Genomic DNA, 18,181 nt, shown 5'->3' on the forward strand with positions numbered 1-18,181 from the left:
AAATGACCGCTTGATCATCACTTCGCAATAAACTGATTGCTCTGTTGAATCATTTGTAAAAACAATGCCAATGGCGGTCGGGTTTCTTTCTCGTGTTCGCCATCGCTGTTAAAGTGCTTAAAGTTGCCTTTACGATCGATTTGATACTGCTCGCCATTCGGCATAATCGCCACATTCCATTTGTGATTAGAGCTGGATACCCATAAACGTTGGTTCTGGGTGCTTAAATCCATACCTTGTGCATAATCATTCAGCGGATTTTGCACGCCGAAGAATTGGCTCAGTAAGGTTGGCATAATATCTAAATGGCTTGAAAGGAAATGGTACTCTTTGCTTTCGCCTTGCCAGTAGAACATCATCGGCACTTGAATGTGTTGTTTATCGAAGCTATTTTCTGCCTCAATTTCATTTGCAATATCAGCGGTAATAATCACCAGTGTATTCGCTAGCAAGGCGTTTTGGGTTAAATGCTGCCAAATTTCAGCGAATTGCCAATCTAACAATTTTGCCTGCTCTTGAGCAGTGTGGGCGACAGGCATTCTTAAGTCTAAATAGCTAAAGAACGGATTTTCCAATGAGCGAGAGCTGATCCAGTTTTTCCATTGCCCAATCGCCCCTACATTACTGTGAGCCGTAGGCAATAAAATACCAGAGAAGATCGCCTGATGATAAATCGGGTCGGCAAAACCATTATGTGAAAACAGCCCTAATTGATAGTCCGATTTTCTAGCGATTTCGATAAGCGGTGACACGGTTTTATCGGCTAAAACGGAATCCAAATATTTACCGCTTAAACTGTAAAATAGACCTAATGCACCGGCAGAGGCTGAATCACCACTACTGTAATGCTGCATAAAACGGTGGCTTTGTTGGCTGATTTCTGTCAGCTTAGGCATTGTTTCGGCATTTATTATCTGTTTAGATAAACCTGATAAATTAATCAGTAAAATATTGGTTGACGGTGTTTTGGTCGCAATCAACGGCGATTTTGGGTAATTCAGATAAAAAGTATCTAGTCTGCCGCTTTCTTCAATTTCTTGGTTAAATTCTGCTCGGTCAATAAAGCCGTGTTTTTCTAAGAAATTGCGTGCGGTCATCGGGTAAGAAAGGGGGTAGTTTGCCCGTTGAGCGGTAATTGGGCGATAAGCATTCATATCTGCCCACGCATAAATTAAATGAGTGGCGGTAAAACTGATTACGAAGAATAGAGCGACATATTTGCCCCATTTTTGGCGGCTAAAACTACGCAGTTTTTGCCAGCACCAGCGAGAGTAGAGCATCTCTGCCAGTAAAAGCAGCGGCATTGGCACAAATAACAGTTGCCATTTACGGGTGAGTTCCCCTTCTTCCGGATTGACTAACAAATCCCATACAAGCGGTGATAAATGCAGATAAAATTGCTTGAAGACTTCAGTATCCACCAATAACACGGTTTGCCCGATGGTGGCTAAAATCACGGAAAGCCCACGATAGGTGCGATGATTTTTTACAATAAAACTTAATGGAAAAAGGATTAACAAAAATCCGGCAAAGACCACAAAACTGAAATGCCCGAACAGGCTGACAAAGAAATAAAGTTTGCCTACCAGAGTGTTCGGCCAGTCGGCATTGAATGCGTAACGAGAGGAAATGAGTAGCGCCAACACAATATTAAATAGTGCAAACCAATGCCCCCACGTGATTTTCTGTGAGGTCTCTTCTCGATATTGGCGAGAATTGGTCGGCAATAAACTGCGTAGGCGTGCAAACATCATCTTATTTGGTTTTTAGTGATTGTTTTAATGCATCGGCAAAGGCATCAGCGAGAGCTTCTCTTTGTGCCGGGCTTTGAATATTTTCACTTAAAATGTTAGTTATCATATTGCCTAATGCCATTAAGGATAAATCCACCGGTGCTTTATGCTTTTCTATGGTGGCGATGAGGTCAGCCAATAGCTGCTCAAATTGTTTGGTGTGGTATTTAGATTTCGTTGCCATATTGAAATAAAGATGATCCTATAATTAGGTACAAATAGTAGCACAAAAATAATAATAAAGTAGCGTTAAGCGTTATTGTTTGAGTGATTTTTGCAAAGTTTTAGCCCAAAATGACCGCTTGTTCAATAAATGAGGAATTTTGCAACTATTTTATTTTAATTTGATAGGTGTTTTCTGCTTTCTTTTTTCATAAAAAAAGCTAAAATGAACGGCTGTTCATTATAGGCAAGGAGATAAGATGTCTAGACGAAGCGAACCAAAAGAAGAGATGGTAAACCGTATTTTAGCGGCAACCGAGTCGTTAATTGTTCAAGAAGGTTTGCAAAATCTTTCAATGCGTAATATTGCAAAAGAAGCAGGGATCGCTTCTGGCACATTATATCTTTATTTTAAAACTAAAGATGATTTGTTGCATTCGTTAGCCGCTGAACTATTGGCATGCTATAACGGTTATATGGATTTTGACTTTCAGCCGGAGCTTGGGCTATTCGAGCAATATCAAGCATTGATTAAGAAAAAATGGCTGTTTTTGACCGAACGGTTAGATTTGGTAAAACAGTTTCAAGCAGTGATTGGAATTGACGAATTAATTCGAGAAACCATTGCAGATGAAACTTCGTTTTGGAATAAATTAATTCTGGAAGGAAAAAAGCAAAAAATTATTGCCGATCTACCAAATGAGTTACTTTATAGTTTAAGTATCGGTACTTTAGTCGATATCCAATATTTGCAAAAGCTGAATCAAGAAATTGAGTTTGAAACGTATTTGGACGAGATTATTTTACGCACTTGGAAAGCCATCGCTTTTTAAGTTTATTTTTATTATGTTTATGGAGAATGTATGACAACGGAAACACAGAAGCCGGGTAAAGGCAGAAAGTTTTTAATTGTACTCACATTGTTAATCGTATTGATTGTGTTTGCCGCAGTCGTAGGGTTACAAAAAATCGGGGCGATGAAAAAAGCAGAAGCTGCGGCTAATATGCCAGAAGCGGTGAGTGAAGTTACCGCTATGCAAGTGACGACCCAAGAATGGACACCAACCATTTCTGCGGTGGGTTATATTCGCCCAAATCAAGGTGCGATGTTAAGTGCTGAAACTTCAGGCGTGGTTAGCCGTGTTTTGGTCACTTCAGGGCAACGTGTGAAAAAAGGTGATCTGTTGGTAGAATTTGACAGCAGTGTTGAAATTGCAAACTTAAGAGCATCAGAAGCTCAGTTATCTACTGCGAAAGCAAATTTTGAACGTTACCGTAACTTGGTTGCATCAAATAGTGCGTCTAAGGCTGAGTTTGATAATGCACAATCTACCTACAACCAATTATTGGCAAATATTGAAGCATTACGAGCAACTATTAAACGCCGTCAAATTTATGCTCCATTTAGTGGTGTAGCTGGTATTGTGAATGTGAATGTTGGGCAATACATTACAATGGGTACGGAAATTGTGCGTGTGGAAGATCAATCTTCAATGAAAGTACGTTTTACCTTGCCGCAAACTAATTTAGAGCAAATCTCGATTGGGCAAAAAGTTACAGCGGTGATTGATGCGTTACCTGCACAAACTTTCCCGGCTAAAATTGTAGCGATTGATCCGGCAGTTGATCGTCTAACCGGTTTAATTAATGTTGAAGCGGTGATTGAGGAAGGACAAGAAAAATTACTTTCCGGTATGTTTGCCCGTTTAAATGTGGCATTACCGACCCAAGTAGGGCAAGTAGTAGTACCACAAATTTCGGTCGCTTACACTATGTATGGTGAAACGGTGTATGTGTTACAGCCATTATCTGATGAAGATAAAGAAATGGTGAATAAAATGGCTGCTCAAAACCCAAGTTTAGATGTGAATAAAATGTACCGTGCAAAACAAGCAGAAGTTAAAACTGCTGACCGTAAAGGAAATTATGCACAGTTAATCAAAGGCGTGAAAGCAGGTGATTTAATCGTTACAGGTGGCTTGCAACGTTTAAGCAATAATGCGTTAGTTAAAGTTTCTGATGTCGAAGCGGTAGGCATTACTACACCAGCAAAAAATAGCAAACTGTAGTGGAGTGAGTTAAGTGAAATTTACTGACATCTTTATTAAACGTCCTGTTTTAGCCGTTTGTATCAGCCTATTGATTACTATTTTAGGCTTACAAGCGATTGAAAAATTGCAGGTGCGTGAATATCCGGAGATGACGGTTTCGATTGTGACTGTAAAGGTTAACTATTCAGGGGCTGATGCAAGTTTAATGCAAGCACTGGTTACCTCACAGTTGGAAGAAGCCGTTGCCCAAGCGGATAATATCGACTATATGACTTCATCAAGTTCACCGAGTACAACTACGGTAACAGCGAAAATGAAGTTAAATACTGACCCGAATGCAGCACTTTCTGATATTTCGGCAAAAGTCAATGCCGTACGCTCAAACTTACCGAGTGGTATTGATGACCCATCAATTAGTGTCTCAACCGGTTCAAACGATGCGTTAATGTATATCCGCTTTGTCTCTGATGAGTTAAGTACCTCACAGGTTACGGATTACATTAACCGCGTGGTAAAACCACAATTCTTTACGGTAAACGGGGTATCGAGTGTTGATGTGTATGGCTCTGTTTTCGGCTTACGCATTTGGCTTGACCCGGACAAAATGGCAAGCAATAACCTATCAGGTGCGACAGTATTAGGGGCACTAAGTGCCAATAACTTACAAACTGCCGCCGGTAACTCAAACGGCTATTACACGGTTTATCGAAACAAGGTACTTTCTACCACCCCTTCAGTATCAGAACTTGAAGAGGTTACAGTTTCTACCACTAAAGACGGTCGAACTATTAAATTAAAAGATATTGCTACCGTTGAGCTTGATAAATATCAAGATGTAGCCAGAGCAAGTGTAAGTGGTAAAGATGCGGTGGTATTAGCGGTGTCGGTAGCGGCTACGGCAAACTCGTTAACCGTTGCGAAAGATATTTACCCGATGTTCGATCAAGTGGTAAAAAATCTTCCAAGCACCATTCAAGGTGATATTGTGTATGATAAAACAGTCGCGATTGACAGCTCAATCCACGAGGTAATTCATACCATTTTAGAAGCGACGGTTATCGTATTAGTGGTGATTATCTTGTTCTTAGGTTCATTGAGAGCGATGATCGTGCCGGTAATTACCATTCCAATTTCATTAATTGGGGTGTTATTCTTCCTGCAAATGTTTGGTTTCTCCATCAATCTTCTTACCTTGTTGGCATTAGTATTGGCGATTGGTTTGGTGGTAGATGATGCGATTGTGGTACTTGAAAACGTAGAGCGTCACGTTAAAGAAGGAAAAACGCCGTTTGATGCTGCTATTATTGGTACGCGTGAAATTGCGTTACCGGTTATTTCAATGACAATTACCTTAGGGGCGGTATATTCGCCAATGGCGTTAATGACCGGTGTAACCGGCACGCTTTTCAAAGAGTTTGCCTTAACACTTGCGGGTGCGGTATTTATTTCAGGTATTGCAGCATTAACTCTTTCCCCGATGATGTCAAGCAAGGTGCTAAAAGAACATAAAGAAGGGGAAGAGTCAGCATTTGCTCGTTTTATCCATAAATCATTAGACAAAATGACCAGTTGTTACACCGGAATGCTTAACGGCGTGATGGCTGTTCGTGGCTTTATGCTATTTTTTGCGATTCTGATTTTTGCCAGCTTACCAATGTTATTTGGTTCACTTTCCAGTGAAGTTGCACCAACAGAAGACCGCGGCTTTGTGGTAGGGATCTCAAATGGTCCTTCAAATACCAACCTAGACTATACCGAAGCTGCATTGGCTCAGTTTAATGATGAAGTGAGCAAATTACCTGAAGTTTCATCTTTAATGACTGTTTCAGGCTTTAACGGCACAAACAGTGCATTATCGATTATTGCCTTAAAAGATTGGAATGACCGTACGCGTGAACGTGCTGCTATTTCTAATGATGTTGCGGCTATCGGTAAAAAAGTAGTGGGTATGGACGTGAATGCGATTTCATTCCCTGAAATTTCAACCGGTGAAAACGGTTTACCGTTCTCATTGGTGATCACGACTGCCGATAGCTATGAGAAATTAGCGGTTGTTGCCTCTGAATTCTTGAAAAAAGCACAAACCTCCGGTCAGTTCTTTTTTGCCAACTTAGACCTAAAATTTGACACGGCAACAATGAATATGAAATTCGACCGTGAAAAAATGGGGGCTTATGGCATCACTATGCAGCAAGTGAGTGGGACATTAGGGGCATTCTTATCCGGTGCAATTATTACCCGTGTAGATATTGACTCTCGTGCTTACCCGATTGTTTCACAAGCGGTGCGTAATGATCGTTTAAATCCTGAAGATTTAATGAATTACTATGTCACAACAGCATCAGGCGAATCTATTCCACTAGGCTCATTTGTGACAATGGAATTAAAAACCTCGCCGTCTTCATTACCTCGTATGAGCCAATTAAACTCTGCCACCATTGGTGGTGTAGTATCAGGCTCAATCGGTGATGCGGTAAATTGGGCAAAAGCGGAATTGGATCGTAGTTTACCATCAGGTTATCAATATGATTTCCGTGGTGAATCACGTCAATTTATCCAAGAAGGGAATGCAATGGCAATGACCTTTGCCCTTGCGGTAGTGATTATTTACCTTGTATTGGCGATTCAGTTTGAATCTTGGCGCGATCCGCTGGTGATTCTGGTATCTGTACCGCTTGCAGTAAGTGGTGCATTGTTGGTGATGAATATCCCAACGGCGATGAAAGGCTTGTTTATGGGGATTGCCGCAGGAACAGGCTCGAAAGAGATGATGGCATTTGCCAACAGTATTTGGACGGCAGGTTACACCTTAAATATTTACTCGCAAGTAGGTTTGATTACCCTTGTAGGTTTAATCACCAAACACGGTATTTTAATGTGTGAAGTGGCGAAAGAAGAGCAGTTACTGCACGGTAAATCACGCTATGAAGCGATTTTCCACGCAGCAACCATTCGTTTACGCCCGATTATGATGACAACTGCAGCGATGATCGCAGGCTTGATTCCACTCTTATTCGCAGTCGGTGCCGGTGCGATAGCTCGTTTCAGTATGGGAATGGTTATCGTAGCAGGCTTGGCAATCGGGACATTATTCACCCTGTTTGTGTTACCGGTTATCTACACCTTCTTAGGACAAGAACACAAGCCATTGCGTGAATTTGATGAGGAAAAACATTTCCCGGTCAAAACAGTAGCATAAAATAACTCAGCAAAAGGGCGTATTAATGAATACGCCCTTTTTTTGTTGCCTACAAGCGGTCGTTTTTTGCAAAAAAATCGCAAAATTTGACCGCTTGTAGCGTTGTTTTTGGTTGACGTAATCGTTTGCCTATTTACAAAAACGGCGCTCCTCTGTATAATCCGCTCGCAATTTTCCAGTACAGATTTTTATTTTCACATTTTTTAAAGGAATAATTGCAATGCTACGAATCAAACAAGAAGCCCTCACTTTTGATGATGTTCTTCTCGTCCCGGCACATTCTACCGTACTTCCCAATACCGCCGACCTTTCCACTCAATTAACCAAAACTATTCGTTTAAACATTCCGATGCTTTCTGCCGCAATGGATACCGTTACCGAAACCAAACTGGCAATTTCCCTTGCTCAAGAAGGTGGCATTGGTTTTATCCATAAAAATATGTCGATTGAACGCCAAGCTGACCGTGTGCGTAAAGTGAAAAAATTTGAAAGCGGCATTGTGTCGGAACCGGTAACCGTTTCCCCTGATATGACCTTAGCCGAGTTAGCCGATGTAGTAAAAAAGAACGGTTTTGCAGGCTATCCGGTGATTGATGAACAGCAAAATTTAGTGGGTATTATTACCGGACGAGATACCCGCTTCGTCAGCGATTTAAGTAAAACCGTGCGTGAGTTTATGACACCGAAGGAGCGTTTAGTCACTGTAAAAGAAGGGGCAACCCGTGAGGAAATTTTCCATTTAATGCACGAACACCGTGTGGAGAAAGTGTTGGTGGTAAATGATGAGTTTCGCTTAAAAGGAATGATTACCTTAAAAGACTACCAAAAAGCCGAGAGCAAACCGAATGCGTGTAAAGATGAGTTTGGTCGTTTGCGTGTTGGTGCAGCGGTGGGTGCCGGCCCGGGCAATGAAGAACGTATTGATGCTTTAGTTAAAGCCGGTGTTGATGTGCTATTAATCGACTCTTCACACGGGCATTCTGAAGGCGTATTGCAACGTGTGCGTGAAACCCGTGCCAAATATCCGGATTTACCGATTGTTGCCGGTAATATCGCCACCGCAGAAGGGGCGATTGCATTAGCCGATGCCGGTGCCAGTGCGGTGAAAGTAGGCATTGGTCCGGGTTCAATTTGTACCACTCGAATTGTTACCGGCGTAGGTGTGCCACAAATCACGGCGATTGCAGAAGCGGCTGAAGCTTTAAAAGATCGAGGAATTCCTGTGATTGCTGACGGCGGGATTCGTTATTCAGGCGATATTTCAAAAGCGATTGCTGCTGGTGCAAGTTGCGTAATGGTCGGCTCAATGTTTGCCGGCACGGAAGAAGCCCCGGGCGAAATCGAACTGTATCAAGGTAGAGCTTTTAAATCTTATCGTGGAATGGGGTCATTGGGTGCAATGAGCAAAGGTTCTTCAGACCGCTATTTCCAATCCGACAACGCCGCCGATAAACTCGTCCCGGAAGGCATTGAAGGGCGTATCGCTTACAAAGGCTATTTGAAAGAAATTATCCATCAACAAATGGGCGGCTTACGCTCTTGTATGGGCTTAACCGGCTGTGCCACTATTGAGGAACTCCGCACCAAAGCTGAATTTGTCCGCATTAGTGGAGCTGGGATCAAAGAAAGCCACGTCCACGATGTGACGATCACTAAAGAAGCTCCAAACTACCGTATGGGCTAACTTTGCTGGGGCGAATCATATTCGCCCTAATATTGCTCATTACAAATTTTTGCTCAAATTTAACCGCTTGCAAACAGGCACAGAGGATAAACTATGCTCCAAGCTATTATTTTCGATATGGACGGTGTGATTGTCGATACCGAATATCTGGAATTTTCCTTACAAAAACAGTTTATTGACGACATCAAAGAGCACAACCGCCCGATTAGCTTAGAACAACAATCGGAAGTGGTAGGTAAGTGTTTAAAAGAAATTCCGGTGGTTATCAAAAAACTGAGCGAATCCAGTTTGCCGATTGAGGAAATTCGTGAGCGTTACTACGCCTTTTTCCAAGACCTGTTTAGCAAAGTGGATTTTAACACCATTTTCAGAGCCGATATTCAGCAAATTATTCAATTTGCCAAGCAACATCAAATTAAGCTCGCGGTTGCCTCTTCTTCCGCCCTTTCGCATATTGAGAATATTCTCACGGTTTGCGGCATTAAAGACGAATTTGACTTAATCGTCAGCGGTGAACAGTTTGAGCACAGCAAACCCGATCCGACCATTTACCGCTACACCTGCGAAAAATTAGGCGTTGAGCCACAAAATGCGGTGGCGATTGAAGATTCCTACTACGGAATGCTTTCTGCCAAAACCGCCGGCTTAACGGTGATTGGCTACGAAGAAAAACGAATGCTGATCGACCAAAGTTTAGCGGATTATATGGGCAAAGATATGAACGAGATTTTGCAGATTATTCAAGATAATATTGTATAACAAGCGGTTGATTTTTACGGAAATTTTGCAAAATTTTGAATGAATTTGACCGCTTGTTATATTTCATAAATCTTATAGATATATAATTATATTACACTAGCTATTTTATGTTATTTGTTACTTTTATCTTCATATGTATTCCGATAAGTTTGTATGCTAACTATCATAAAACAATCTATTTAGATCCAAATTCTTACTTTGTTTACTATGTAATTGCATTCTTATTTTTATGTGAAGCTATTTACTTTCTAAAATGGAGAAGATCACAATTTTTATCACAAGAGAGTGTTCTAAAGGGCAGAAAAGCTCCTTTAGAAGATAAAATAGGATCTTGGTTAATGAGTATTATATTCCCCATCTGGCTTGGTTATATGTTTGTTGAATCATTTAATGTGATTTATACCAAAATCTTTGGAGAATATGAGAAATCTTACAAAGTTGATATATTAGAGATAGATAGAAAGCCTTATTCTAATCGTTACAATCGAGGATATACTCACGTATATATATTAAGGCTGGATCAAATACGAGAAATGTTAGATGTAAGTACATCGTTTTACAATAAAATTAGCATTGAAGATCAATTACTTATTACCAAAAAAGTATCTCCCTTTGGTTATTATATTGATGAAGATGAAATAATTATTATCCCGAATAAACCTTAAAAAGAGAAACTACAATGACCAACATCCACCACCATAAAATCCTCATTTTAGACTTTGGTTCACAATATACTCAGCTTATCGCACGCCGTGTGCGGGAAATTGGGGTTTACTGCGAGCTTTGGGCTTGGGACGTAACGGAAGAACAGATCCGTGAATTTAACCCAACAGGGATTATTCTTTCAGGCGGGCCGGAAAGTACCACTGAGGCAAACAGCCCACGAGCGCCGGAGTATGTGTTTAACGCCGGTGTGCCGGTGCTAGGCATTTGCTACGGAATGCAGACAATGGCGATGCAACTGGGCGGTTTAACCGAAACGTCCGACCACCGTGAATTTGGCTATGCCTCAGTGGATCTCAAATCTGCCGATCAACTTTTTGCAAATTTAAACGATAATTTGACCGCATTAGATCCAAAATTGGACGTTTGGATGAGCCACGGCGATAAAGTCACCAAATTACCACCGCACTTTACCATCACAGGCGTTACCCCAACCTGCCCGATTGCCGCGATGTCGGACGAAAGCCGCCGTTTCTATGGCGTGCAGTTCCACCCCGAAGTAACCCACACCAAACAAGGCTTGGCGTTGCTGAAAAACTTCGTGGTCGGCATTTGTGGCTGCGAAACCAACTGGACGGCAGAAAACATCATTGAAGATGCGGTCAAACGCATTCGTGAGCAAGTGGGCGATGACGAGGTAATTTTAGGCTTGTCGGGAGGGGTGGATTCCTCCGTCACCGCATTGTTATTACACCGTGCCATCGGCAAAAACCTGCACTGCGTATTCGTGGATAACGGCTTGCTCCGCTTGAACGAAGGCGATCAGGTCATGGAAATGTTCGGCAACAAATTCGGTTTGAACATTGTGCGAGTGAATGCGGAAGATCGTTTCTTAGACGCACTCAAAGGCATTGACGAACCGGAAGCCAAACGCAAAACCATCGGCAAAGTGTTTGTGGACGTGTTTGATGACGAAAGCAAAAAACTCAGCTCGGTCAAATGGCTTGCCCAAGGCACGATCTACCCTGATGTGATTGAGTCCGCCGCCAGCAAAACCGGCAAAGCCCACGTTATAAAATCGCACCACAACGTTGGCGGCTTGCCGGATTATATGAAGCTCGGCTTAGTGGAACCGTTGCGTGAACTGTTTAAAGATGAAGTGCGTAAAATCGGCTTGGCACTCGGCTTACCGGCTGAAATGCTCAACCGCCACCCGTTCCCCGGCCCGGGCTTAGGCGTGCGTGTGCTGGGCGAAATCAAAAAAGAGTACTGCGATTTACTGCGCAAAGCCGATGCGATCTTCATCGAAGAACTGCACAAAGCCGGCTGGTACTACAAAGTCAGCCAAGCCTTCACCGTGTTCCTACCGGTGAAATCGGTGGGCGTAATGGGTGATGGACGCAAATATGACTGGGTTGTCAGCTTGCGTGCGGTGGAAACCATCGACTTTATGACCGCCCACTGGGCGCATTTACCCTATGATTTACTCGGCAAAATCTCCAACCGCATTATCAACGAAGTGAATGGCATCTCCCGTGTGGTGTATGACGTGAGCGGAAAACCGCCTGCAACCATTGAGTGGGAATAACTCTTACAAAATAGGCTTCTTATAACCTAAGTTCAGTATCTAAAGCTGAAAAATGTTGTTAACTGCTTAATGTAGCGGTTTAGAATAAAGGATTGATTCCAACGGAATCAATCCTTAAACTAAGTGCCTTTTAGTAAAACTAAATATTCAATTTTTAGTTTTATGATTTCAGTAAGCCAGATGAACCTTCGGAATAATCTCTAGGTTGATCTTCTTCCGTTTTTTCTGCCGGAATAGGTAACTTGGTTTGTTGGAAAAAGGTAATATTTTTTGATGCTTCTGGTAATAGCTTTTCAGAGCTTTGTGCTAAATGGGTATAAAGCTTTTTATAATCAGAAGCTAAACTTGAAAGTAATTGGGCTGATTGCTCAAAGTGTTGTTCAAGTTTTTGTTTTTGCTCATCTACTTGAGTTTTGGTTTGTTTCAACTCTTTTTCCAGTTCATGCTGTTTTCTGACACTACTGTTAAATACTCTAACTAGAGTGCAACCTATTACAGCACCTACAATAAATGCTGCCATAATGGCTGCCCAAACATCTGTTGTCCATTGTTCCATCATAAACTCCTTATGTTTTAGTGATTGATTACTACTATTTTTAACATTTCATTTTTTATTTGAAAAGCTCCAAATGATTAAAATGTGATATAGGTTCAATTTTGAAAGATTATCAGCAAAAAATGTTAGATTTTTAAGTGAAACCTCTGTATAATTTCGCAACCCTGTTTTTGTGTGGTTTTTCCCGCCACACAAGTTTGGTCTGAATCAGACTCGAAGGGGTCGGGTTCACCGTAAAATAATAGGAAATACCTCAATGAGGTATTGGGTTTTAAACTTTAAATTTGGTATTTAATTAATGAAAACTTTTGTAGCAAAACCAGAAACAGTACAACGTGACTGGTATGTAGTAGATGCGACGGGTAAAACATTAGGTCGTTTAGCGACTGAATTGGCACGCCGTCTTCGTGGTAAACATAAACCTGAGTACACTCCACACGTTGATACCGGTGATTACATCATCGTGATCAATGCAGACAAAGTAGCAGTAACAGGTAAAAAACAAACTGACAAAATCTACTACTGGCACACTGGCTATGTAGGAGGCATCAAAGATGCAACCTTCAAAGAAATGATTGCTCGTCGTCCTGAAGCTGTGATTGAAATCGCAGTGAAAGGTATGTTACCAAAAGGTCCACTTGGTCGTGAAATGTTCCGTAAATTAAAAGTTTACGCAGGTTCAGAACACAATCACCAAGCACAACAACCACAAGTTTTAGATATCTAATTCACGGAGCATAAAAATGACAGCAGCAAATCAAAACTACGGCACAGGTCGCCGCAAAAGCTCTTCAGCCCGTGTATTTATCAAACCGGGTTCAGGTAACATTACTATCAACCAACGTTCACTTGAAGTTTACTTCGGTCGTGAAACAGCTCGTATGATCGTACGTCAGCCGTTAGAATTGGTTGAATTAACTGATAAATTAGACCTTTACATCACTGTTAAAGGTGGTGGTATTTCTGGTCAAGCGGGTGCGATCCGTCACGGTATCACACGTGCATTAATGGAATACGATGAAACTCTACGCCCAGCACTTCGTGCTGCAGGCTTCGTTACTCGTGACGCACGTCGCGTTGAACGTAAAAAAGTGGGTTTACACAAAGCACGTCGTCGTCCACAATACTCAAAACGTTAATTTTATTTTCGTTTTCAAGAAGGCAGGGTTTCCTGCCTTTTTTGTTTTTATGACTGTGGTAAAATAGTCCTGTTCTTCCTGATTAAACATTTAATAGAGGCATTTATGTTAGCCATTATTTCCCCTGCCAAAACACTTGATTTTGAAACAAAAATCGACGGTTTTGCATTTTCTCAACCAAATTTGACCGCTTGTAGCCAAGAATTAATTGATATTTGTAAACAGCTTTCACCTGCTGAAGTCGGCAGTTTGATGTCAATTAGCGATAAATTATCTGCTCTAAATGTGGCTCGCTTTGCGGAGTGGCAGCCTGAGCATAACGAACAAAATGCCAAAGCCGCACTCTTTGCCTTTAAAGGTGATGTTTATACCGGGCTAGAGGCAGAAACGTTAAGCAAAGCACAAGTTGAGTACGCTCAACAACATTTGCGTATGCTTTCAGGCTTGTATGGCTTATTGAAACCGTTAGATTTAATGCAGCCCTATCGTTTAGAAATGGGTACTAAATTAGCCAATCCAAAAGGCAAAGATCTTTATGCGTTTTGGGGTAATATTATTACTGAACACTTGCAGCAAGCGATTGATGAACAGGGCGATAATATTTTAGTTAATCTTGCCTCTGATGAATATTATGGTGCAGTTAAGCCGCAAAATCTGAATGCAACTATTATCAAACCGGTGTTTTTAGACGAAAAAAACGGCAAATATAAAGTCATCAGTTTCTATGCGAAAAAAGCCCGTGGAATGATGGTTCGCTTTATATTAGAAACCCAACCGACTAATATCGAACAACTCAAACAGTTTAACTACGGCGGCTATTGGTTTGATGCGGATAGTTCTAGCGAAAACGAGCTGGTCTTTAAGCGCGAGGAACAGGCATAATGTCGGCTATCAAAAAGGGGATAGTTTTCGTTGCGTTCTCGTTGGCCGGGTGTGCAACCAATGTCTCACAATTTGCTATGCCCGATGTTGTTCGCTTTGGGCAGGATAATTTTGTGAAAGTTACGCACAGCCAAATTGACGAAATGCAACATTTGCTTTACTTGCCCGAAAACAGTGAGAAAAATCCGGAAAATTGGCAAAAAGGGATTTTATTTTTCCTAGATAAAAACAGTAAAAATCAAACTTTAGAGCAACGAGCCGCATTCCGCCAAGCCGGTTTTGTCAAACAGCCGAACATAAAAGCAGAGGTTGTTATCGAACAAAATGAATTACGCAGTGGTGTGATTTACCCACCGACAGAACGCTTTAATGATGTGATGTTGGAAGTAACCCGTGGGCGGAATTTAGCTTGTGGTTATGGCCAGATACAATTTGCAGATAAACGAGAAGTCGGAAAGGCGGTTGCAAAAAAATTGCCAAATTTGACCGCTTACAGTCACGAAATCGCCAGACTTTCTCTTGAATTTAACCAACTTGCTTGGCAAGTCCAATGCAGTAAATAATGCAGTTAATGAACGAAAAATACAGTAAATTAGTTAAACGAGCCGCAAATTTAGCGATTATTGTTGCGATCTTGCTTATTGTGATTAAAGCCTTTGCGTGGTGGAAAACCGGCTCGATTTCAATTTTGGCAGCAATGACGGACTCGGTAGTAGATCTGTTTGCTTCGCTGACTAATATTTTGGTGTTGCGTTTTGCGTTGCAACCGGCAGATGAGAATCACGCGTTTGGGCACGGCAAAGCGGAGTCTTTAGCGGCACTTGCTCAAAGTGCATTTATTTCCGGCTCGGCGGTTTTCCTGCTGCTACAAGGCTTCCATAAACTGACCAATCCGGAATTAATTGCTCAATCTGATATTGGGGTAATTGTCAGTATTGCGTCAATCGTGATTACTGCACTTTTAGTCTTTTATCAGCGTTATGTCGTCACGCTTACGAAAAGTCCGGCGATTGAAGCGGACTCGTTACATTATCAAACCGATTTATTAATGAATGCCGCAATTTTAGTGGCAATGTTGCTTAATAGTGCCGGTTTTGTATACGCTGATGCAGTTTTTGCAATAGGCATTGCCCTCTACATTGCCTTTAATGCAGTGAAAATGTTTTGGTGTGCGGTACAAACTTTGCTAGACCAAGCCTTGCCCGATGAAGAAATTGAACAGATAAAACAGATTGCTTCGCAACACCCGAACATTTTAGGCATTCACGATATTTTAACTCGCCGTGCCGGTGCGGTGCGTTTTATCCAACTGCATTTGGAATTAGACGATCACTTAACCCTGCTAGTGGCTCACGAGATCACCGATAGTCTTGAGCAGAAATTGTTGGCGGCATTTCCAATGTCTCACGTTATCATTCATCAAGAGCCGACTACGGTGGTCAAACAAGAATTTATGGCGGAGAATATTTAATGTATCTGGCAATCGTGCATTTCAGCTACCATAATTTTGAGCAAGATCCGGTGACGGCAATCAGCCAAGTCTTAAATCAGTGGTTATATAACGGGCAAGTCATTGGCAGAGAAATGCCGATTGCCTTTCACCAAAATGAGTTTCAAGCTCGTGTGTGTGTGCCGACACAAGAAAGCTTGTTGCCACAATATAATAGCGATGAAGTAAAGGAAGCATTGCAACAAGCGGTCGAAATTGGCGTGAATTTTGCAAGTTTTGAGATCGTAGGGCGAGATTATCAGGGCGAAGAAAGTAGTGATAACCGCTCGCCAGCGTTTCAAATATTATATACTACCCATTTAGATACTTGCTCGCCGCTTTATAACGGAGAGCAGTTTGCTCCGATTCCGTTATATTATTTACAGGATCAGCCACTTAGCGAAGCCGTTCTGCAATGGCAGCAAAATTGGCAGGCGTGTGACTTGCTGCAAATGAAAGGCGAGGTGTTGGAAGCTCAGGCTCTCGCTCAGATTAGTGATGAAACAAGTGATCTTGCGATGATTGGTCGAGATCTTTGTTGGCAAATTGAGCAGAAAACGCATATCCCAACTTTTTATTACCTCTACCGCTTAGGCAATGATGAAAGTGAATACGAGCGTAAATGCCCTTGTTGTGGTGGAGAATGGAAACTAACTGAGCCATTGCACGAGATTTTCCATTTTAAATGTGAGCCTTGCCGTTTGATTTCGAACCTGAGCTGGGAGTTGTTATAACTTTTGGTTATAATTAAGTAACAAATTGTCTTGAATTAATGCGATAAGAGGAATAATCTTATCGCATTTTTACTTTGTGCAGTTATGTTGGAGGCTCTGTGTTTATTCTTAACTTAGCTATTTTTGTAGCAATTTTATTTTTGTTAGCCAAAATCTATCAATCTACTCAAAAACTCGGGCAAACCGTGTTTATCGGCTTAGTGTTGGGGCTTGCAAGCGGTGCTTTTTTGCAAACTTTTTACGAAAAAGCAACCATTGATGCCACACTTGATTGGATTAACTTAATCGGCAGCGGCTATGTTCGTTTGTTACAAATGATCGTAATGCCATTGGTGTTTGTCTCTATTTTATCGGCAATTACCCGTTTAAAAGAGGCAGGATCTTTAGGCAAAATCAGTTTTAGTGTACTGTCTGTGCTATTAGTAACCACTGCGATTGCAGCGGCGATTGGTATTGCGTTAGTGTATCTGTTTGATTTATCTGCCGAAGGGTTGGTTGCCGGTTCTCGTGAGCTTGCTGCTCAAGAGAAAGTGGTAGGGCGTGCGGAGCAGGTGAGCAACTTATCTGTGCCTGCAATGTTGCTTTCTTTCATTCCGAAAAATCCGTTTTTAGAATTAACTGGGGCAAACCCAACGTCGATTATCAGCACGGTTATTTTCTCGGCTTTATTAGGCATTGCTGCACTGAGCTTAGGCAAAGAAGATAAAGCGTTGGGCGAACGTATCGCACAAGGTGTGGAGACCTTAAATAAACTGATTATGCGTTTAGTCCGTTTTGTGATTCGCTTAACCCCTTATGGCGTATTTGCGTTGCTGATCAAAATGGCAGCAACCTCTCAATGGAGCGATATTGTAAACTTGGGTAGCTTTATTGTGGCATCATACATTGCGATTGGTTTGATGTTTATTGTGCACGGCATTTTACTCTTTGTGGCAAAAATCAATCCGTTTGATTACTACAGAAAAGTATTGCCGACACTAAGTTTTGCCTTTACTTCTCGTTCCAGTGCGGCAACCATTCCGCTGAATATTGAGACGCAAACCAATAAATTAGGTAATAACAGTGTGATTGCCAACTTTTCTGCAACCTTTGGGGCAACCATCGGGCAAAATGGCTGTGCGGGAATTTATCCGGCAATGTTGGCAGTGATGGTTGCTCCAACAGTAGGTATGGATCCGTTTAGCTTAAACTATATTTTAACCTTAATTCTAGTGGTGGCAATTTCCTCATTTGGTATTGCCGGTGTGGGTGGTGGTGCAACTTTTGCAGCGATTGTGGTGCTATCAACCTTGAATCTGCCAATTGAATTAGTAGGCTTGCTCATTTCAGTTGAGCCGATTATTGATATGGCTCGCACTGCATTAAACGTGAATGGTGCAATGGTGGCTGGCACATTAACCAATAAATGGGTTAAAGCCGAGTAGTCAAAATGGAAGATATAAAAATGGGCGATTAATTCGCCCGTTTTTATAAGTTAAGGTG

17 protein-coding genes are annotated in these 18,181 nt (G+C 41.7%); 14 read left to right on the forward strand and 3 right to left on the reverse strand.

Annotated features, from left to right (window positions below; genetic code table 11):
• Nucleotides 1–17 precede the first annotated feature (17 nt).
• Both EL242_RS06465 and EL242_RS06470 read right to left on the reverse strand, forming a co-directional pair.
• Nucleotides 18–1,751 carry a DUF3413 domain-containing protein gene (locus EL242_RS06465; RefSeq protein WP_126302726.1) on the reverse strand — a complete coding sequence of 578 codons (1,734 nt, stop codon included), beginning with the start codon at nucleotides 1,749–1,751 and terminating at the stop codon, nucleotides 18–20.
• Between the two features lie 4 nt (nucleotides 1,752–1,755).
• On the reverse strand, nucleotides 1,756–1,977 hold the full coding sequence (locus tag EL242_RS06470; RefSeq protein ID WP_126301973.1) for a DUF1414 domain-containing protein: 222 nt from the start codon (nucleotides 1,975–1,977) through the stop codon (nucleotides 1,756–1,758).
• Between the two features lie 238 nt (nucleotides 1,978–2,215).
• On the opposite strand from EL242_RS06470, the gene EL242_RS06475 reads away from it, so the two are divergent.
• The 7 genes from EL242_RS06475 (at nucleotide 2,216) to guaA (ending at nucleotide 11,899) form a co-directional block, all read left to right on the forward strand.
• Nucleotides 2,216–2,788: a TetR/AcrR family transcriptional regulator gene (locus tag EL242_RS06475; RefSeq protein WP_126301974.1), complete on the forward strand. Its 573-nt coding sequence runs from the start codon at nucleotides 2,216–2,218 to the stop codon at nucleotides 2,786–2,788.
• A 30-nt stretch (nucleotides 2,789–2,818) separates the two neighbouring features.
• Nucleotides 2,819–4,024 (forward strand): efflux RND transporter periplasmic adaptor subunit, encoded by a 1,206-nt coding sequence (locus EL242_RS06480; RefSeq protein WP_126301975.1) that lies wholly within the window; start codon nucleotides 2,819–2,821, stop codon nucleotides 4,022–4,024.
• Nucleotides 4,025–4,037: 13 nt separating this feature from the next.
• Nucleotides 4,038–7,205, forward strand: a complete 3,168-nt coding sequence (locus EL242_RS06485; protein WP_126301976.1) for an efflux RND transporter permease subunit — start codon at nucleotides 4,038–4,040, stop codon at nucleotides 7,203–7,205.
• Nucleotides 7,206–7,425: 220 nt separating this feature from the next.
• Nucleotides 7,426–8,889, forward strand: coding sequence for an IMP dehydrogenase (guaB, locus tag EL242_RS06490; protein ID WP_126301977.1), 1,464 nt, complete (start codon nucleotides 7,426–7,428; stop codon nucleotides 8,887–8,889).
• A 93-nt stretch (nucleotides 8,890–8,982) separates the two neighbouring features.
• Nucleotides 8,983–9,648, forward strand: coding sequence for an HAD family hydrolase (locus tag EL242_RS06495; protein WP_126301978.1), 666 nt, complete (start codon nucleotides 8,983–8,985; stop codon nucleotides 9,646–9,648).
• Nucleotides 9,649–9,755: 107 nt separating this feature from the next.
• Nucleotides 9,756–10,313, forward strand: coding sequence for a hypothetical protein (locus EL242_RS06500; RefSeq protein WP_126301979.1), 558 nt, complete (start codon nucleotides 9,756–9,758; stop codon nucleotides 10,311–10,313).
• A 14-nt stretch (nucleotides 10,314–10,327) separates the two neighbouring features.
• The gene (gene guaA, locus EL242_RS06505; RefSeq protein ID WP_126301980.1) at nucleotides 10,328–11,899 is read left to right on the forward strand and encodes a glutamine-hydrolyzing GMP synthase; all 1,572 of its coding nucleotides are present in this window, start codon (nucleotides 10,328–10,330) and stop codon (nucleotides 11,897–11,899) included.
• 160 nt (nucleotides 11,900–12,059) lie between these two features.
• Here guaA and EL242_RS06510 read toward each other — a convergent pair whose 3' ends face one another.
• Nucleotides 12,060–12,455, reverse strand: coding sequence for a YhcB family protein (locus EL242_RS06510; protein ID WP_006248128.1), 396 nt, complete (start codon nucleotides 12,453–12,455; stop codon nucleotides 12,060–12,062).
• A gap of 298 nt (nucleotides 12,456–12,753) precedes the next feature.
• On the opposite strand from EL242_RS06510, the gene rplM reads away from it, so the two are divergent.
• The 7 genes from rplM to EL242_RS06545 all read left to right on the forward strand — a co-directional run bounded on the left by rplM (nucleotide 12,754) and on the right by EL242_RS06545 (nucleotide 18,123).
• A complete protein-coding gene (rplM, locus tag EL242_RS06515) occupies nucleotides 12,754–13,182 on the forward strand; it encodes a 50S ribosomal protein L13 (RefSeq protein ID WP_006251543.1) in 429 nt (142 codons plus the stop codon).
• A 16-nt stretch (nucleotides 13,183–13,198) separates the two neighbouring features.
• Nucleotides 13,199–13,594, forward strand: a complete 396-nt coding sequence (gene rpsI / locus EL242_RS06520) for a 30S ribosomal protein S9 (RefSeq protein ID WP_006249344.1) — start codon at nucleotides 13,199–13,201, stop codon at nucleotides 13,592–13,594.
• Between the two features lie 105 nt (nucleotides 13,595–13,699).
• Entirely contained in the window at nucleotides 13,700–14,476 is a 777-nt protein-coding gene (gene yaaA / locus EL242_RS06525; protein WP_126301981.1) for a peroxide stress protein YaaA, read from the forward strand.
• Nucleotides 14,476–15,039, forward strand: a complete 564-nt coding sequence (locus tag EL242_RS06530; RefSeq protein WP_126301982.1) for an ABC transporter ATPase — start codon at nucleotides 14,476–14,478, stop codon at nucleotides 15,037–15,039. Before yaaA ends, EL242_RS06530 begins: the two co-directional genes overlap by 1 nt.
• Nucleotides 15,040–15,047: 8 nt before the next feature.
• A complete protein-coding gene (locus EL242_RS06535; protein ID WP_126302727.1) occupies nucleotides 15,048–15,947 on the forward strand; it encodes a cation diffusion facilitator family transporter in 900 nt (299 codons plus the stop codon).
• Complete coding sequence (locus EL242_RS06540) at nucleotides 15,947–16,699, forward strand: Zn-ribbon-containing protein (protein WP_126301983.1); 753 nt, start codon at nucleotides 15,947–15,949, stop codon at nucleotides 16,697–16,699. The genes EL242_RS06535 and EL242_RS06540 overlap by 1 nt, the downstream gene beginning before the upstream one ends.
• 98 nt (nucleotides 16,700–16,797) lie before the next feature.
• Nucleotides 16,798–18,123, forward strand: a complete 1,326-nt coding sequence (locus EL242_RS06545) for an L-cystine transporter (RefSeq protein ID WP_126301984.1) — start codon at nucleotides 16,798–16,800, stop codon at nucleotides 18,121–18,123.
• Nucleotides 18,124–18,181: the final 58 nt, after the last annotated feature.

This window comes from Mannheimia haemolytica, from assembly GCA_900638155.1.
Classification (GTDB): Bacteria; Pseudomonadota; Gammaproteobacteria; order Enterobacterales; family Pasteurellaceae; genus Mannheimia; species Mannheimia glucosida.

Excerpts from the sequence above, each read along its gene's own strand:
- EL242_RS06465 (WP_126302726.1), bottom strand. The coding sequence starts at position 1,751 with ATGTTTGCACGCCTACGCAGTTTATTGCCGACCAATTCTCGCCAATAT.
- EL242_RS06470 (WP_126301973.1), bottom strand. The coding sequence starts at position 1,977 with ATGGCAACGAAATCTAAATACCACACCAAACAATTTGAGCAGCTATTG.
- EL242_RS06475 (WP_126301974.1), top strand. The coding sequence starts at position 2,216 with ATGTCTAGACGAAGCGAACCAAAAGAAGAGATGGTAAACCGTATTTTA.
- EL242_RS06480 (WP_126301975.1), top strand. The coding sequence starts at position 2,819 with ATGACAACGGAAACACAGAAGCCGGGTAAAGGCAGAAAGTTTTTAATT.
- guaB (WP_126301977.1), top strand. The coding sequence starts at position 7,426 with ATGCTACGAATCAAACAAGAAGCCCTCACTTTTGATGATGTTCTTCTC.
- EL242_RS06495 (WP_126301978.1), top strand. The coding sequence starts at position 8,983 with ATGCTCCAAGCTATTATTTTCGATATGGACGGTGTGATTGTCGATACC.
- EL242_RS06500 (WP_126301979.1), top strand. The coding sequence starts at position 9,756 with ATGTTATTTGTTACTTTTATCTTCATATGTATTCCGATAAGTTTGTAT.
- guaA (WP_126301980.1), top strand. The coding sequence starts at position 10,328 with ATGACCAACATCCACCACCATAAAATCCTCATTTTAGACTTTGGTTCA.
- EL242_RS06510 (WP_006248128.1), bottom strand. The coding sequence starts at position 12,455 with ATGGAACAATGGACAACAGATGTTTGGGCAGCCATTATGGCAGCATTT.
- rplM (WP_006251543.1), top strand. The coding sequence starts at position 12,754 with ATGAAAACTTTTGTAGCAAAACCAGAAACAGTACAACGTGACTGGTAT.
- rpsI (WP_006249344.1), top strand. The coding sequence starts at position 13,199 with ATGACAGCAGCAAATCAAAACTACGGCACAGGTCGCCGCAAAAGCTCT.
- yaaA (WP_126301981.1), top strand. The coding sequence starts at position 13,700 with ATGTTAGCCATTATTTCCCCTGCCAAAACACTTGATTTTGAAACAAAA.
- EL242_RS06530 (WP_126301982.1), top strand. The coding sequence starts at position 14,476 with ATGTCGGCTATCAAAAAGGGGATAGTTTTCGTTGCGTTCTCGTTGGCC.
- EL242_RS06535 (WP_126302727.1), top strand. The coding sequence starts at position 15,048 with ATGAACGAAAAATACAGTAAATTAGTTAAACGAGCCGCAAATTTAGCG.
- EL242_RS06540 (WP_126301983.1), top strand. The coding sequence starts at position 15,947 with ATGTATCTGGCAATCGTGCATTTCAGCTACCATAATTTTGAGCAAGAT.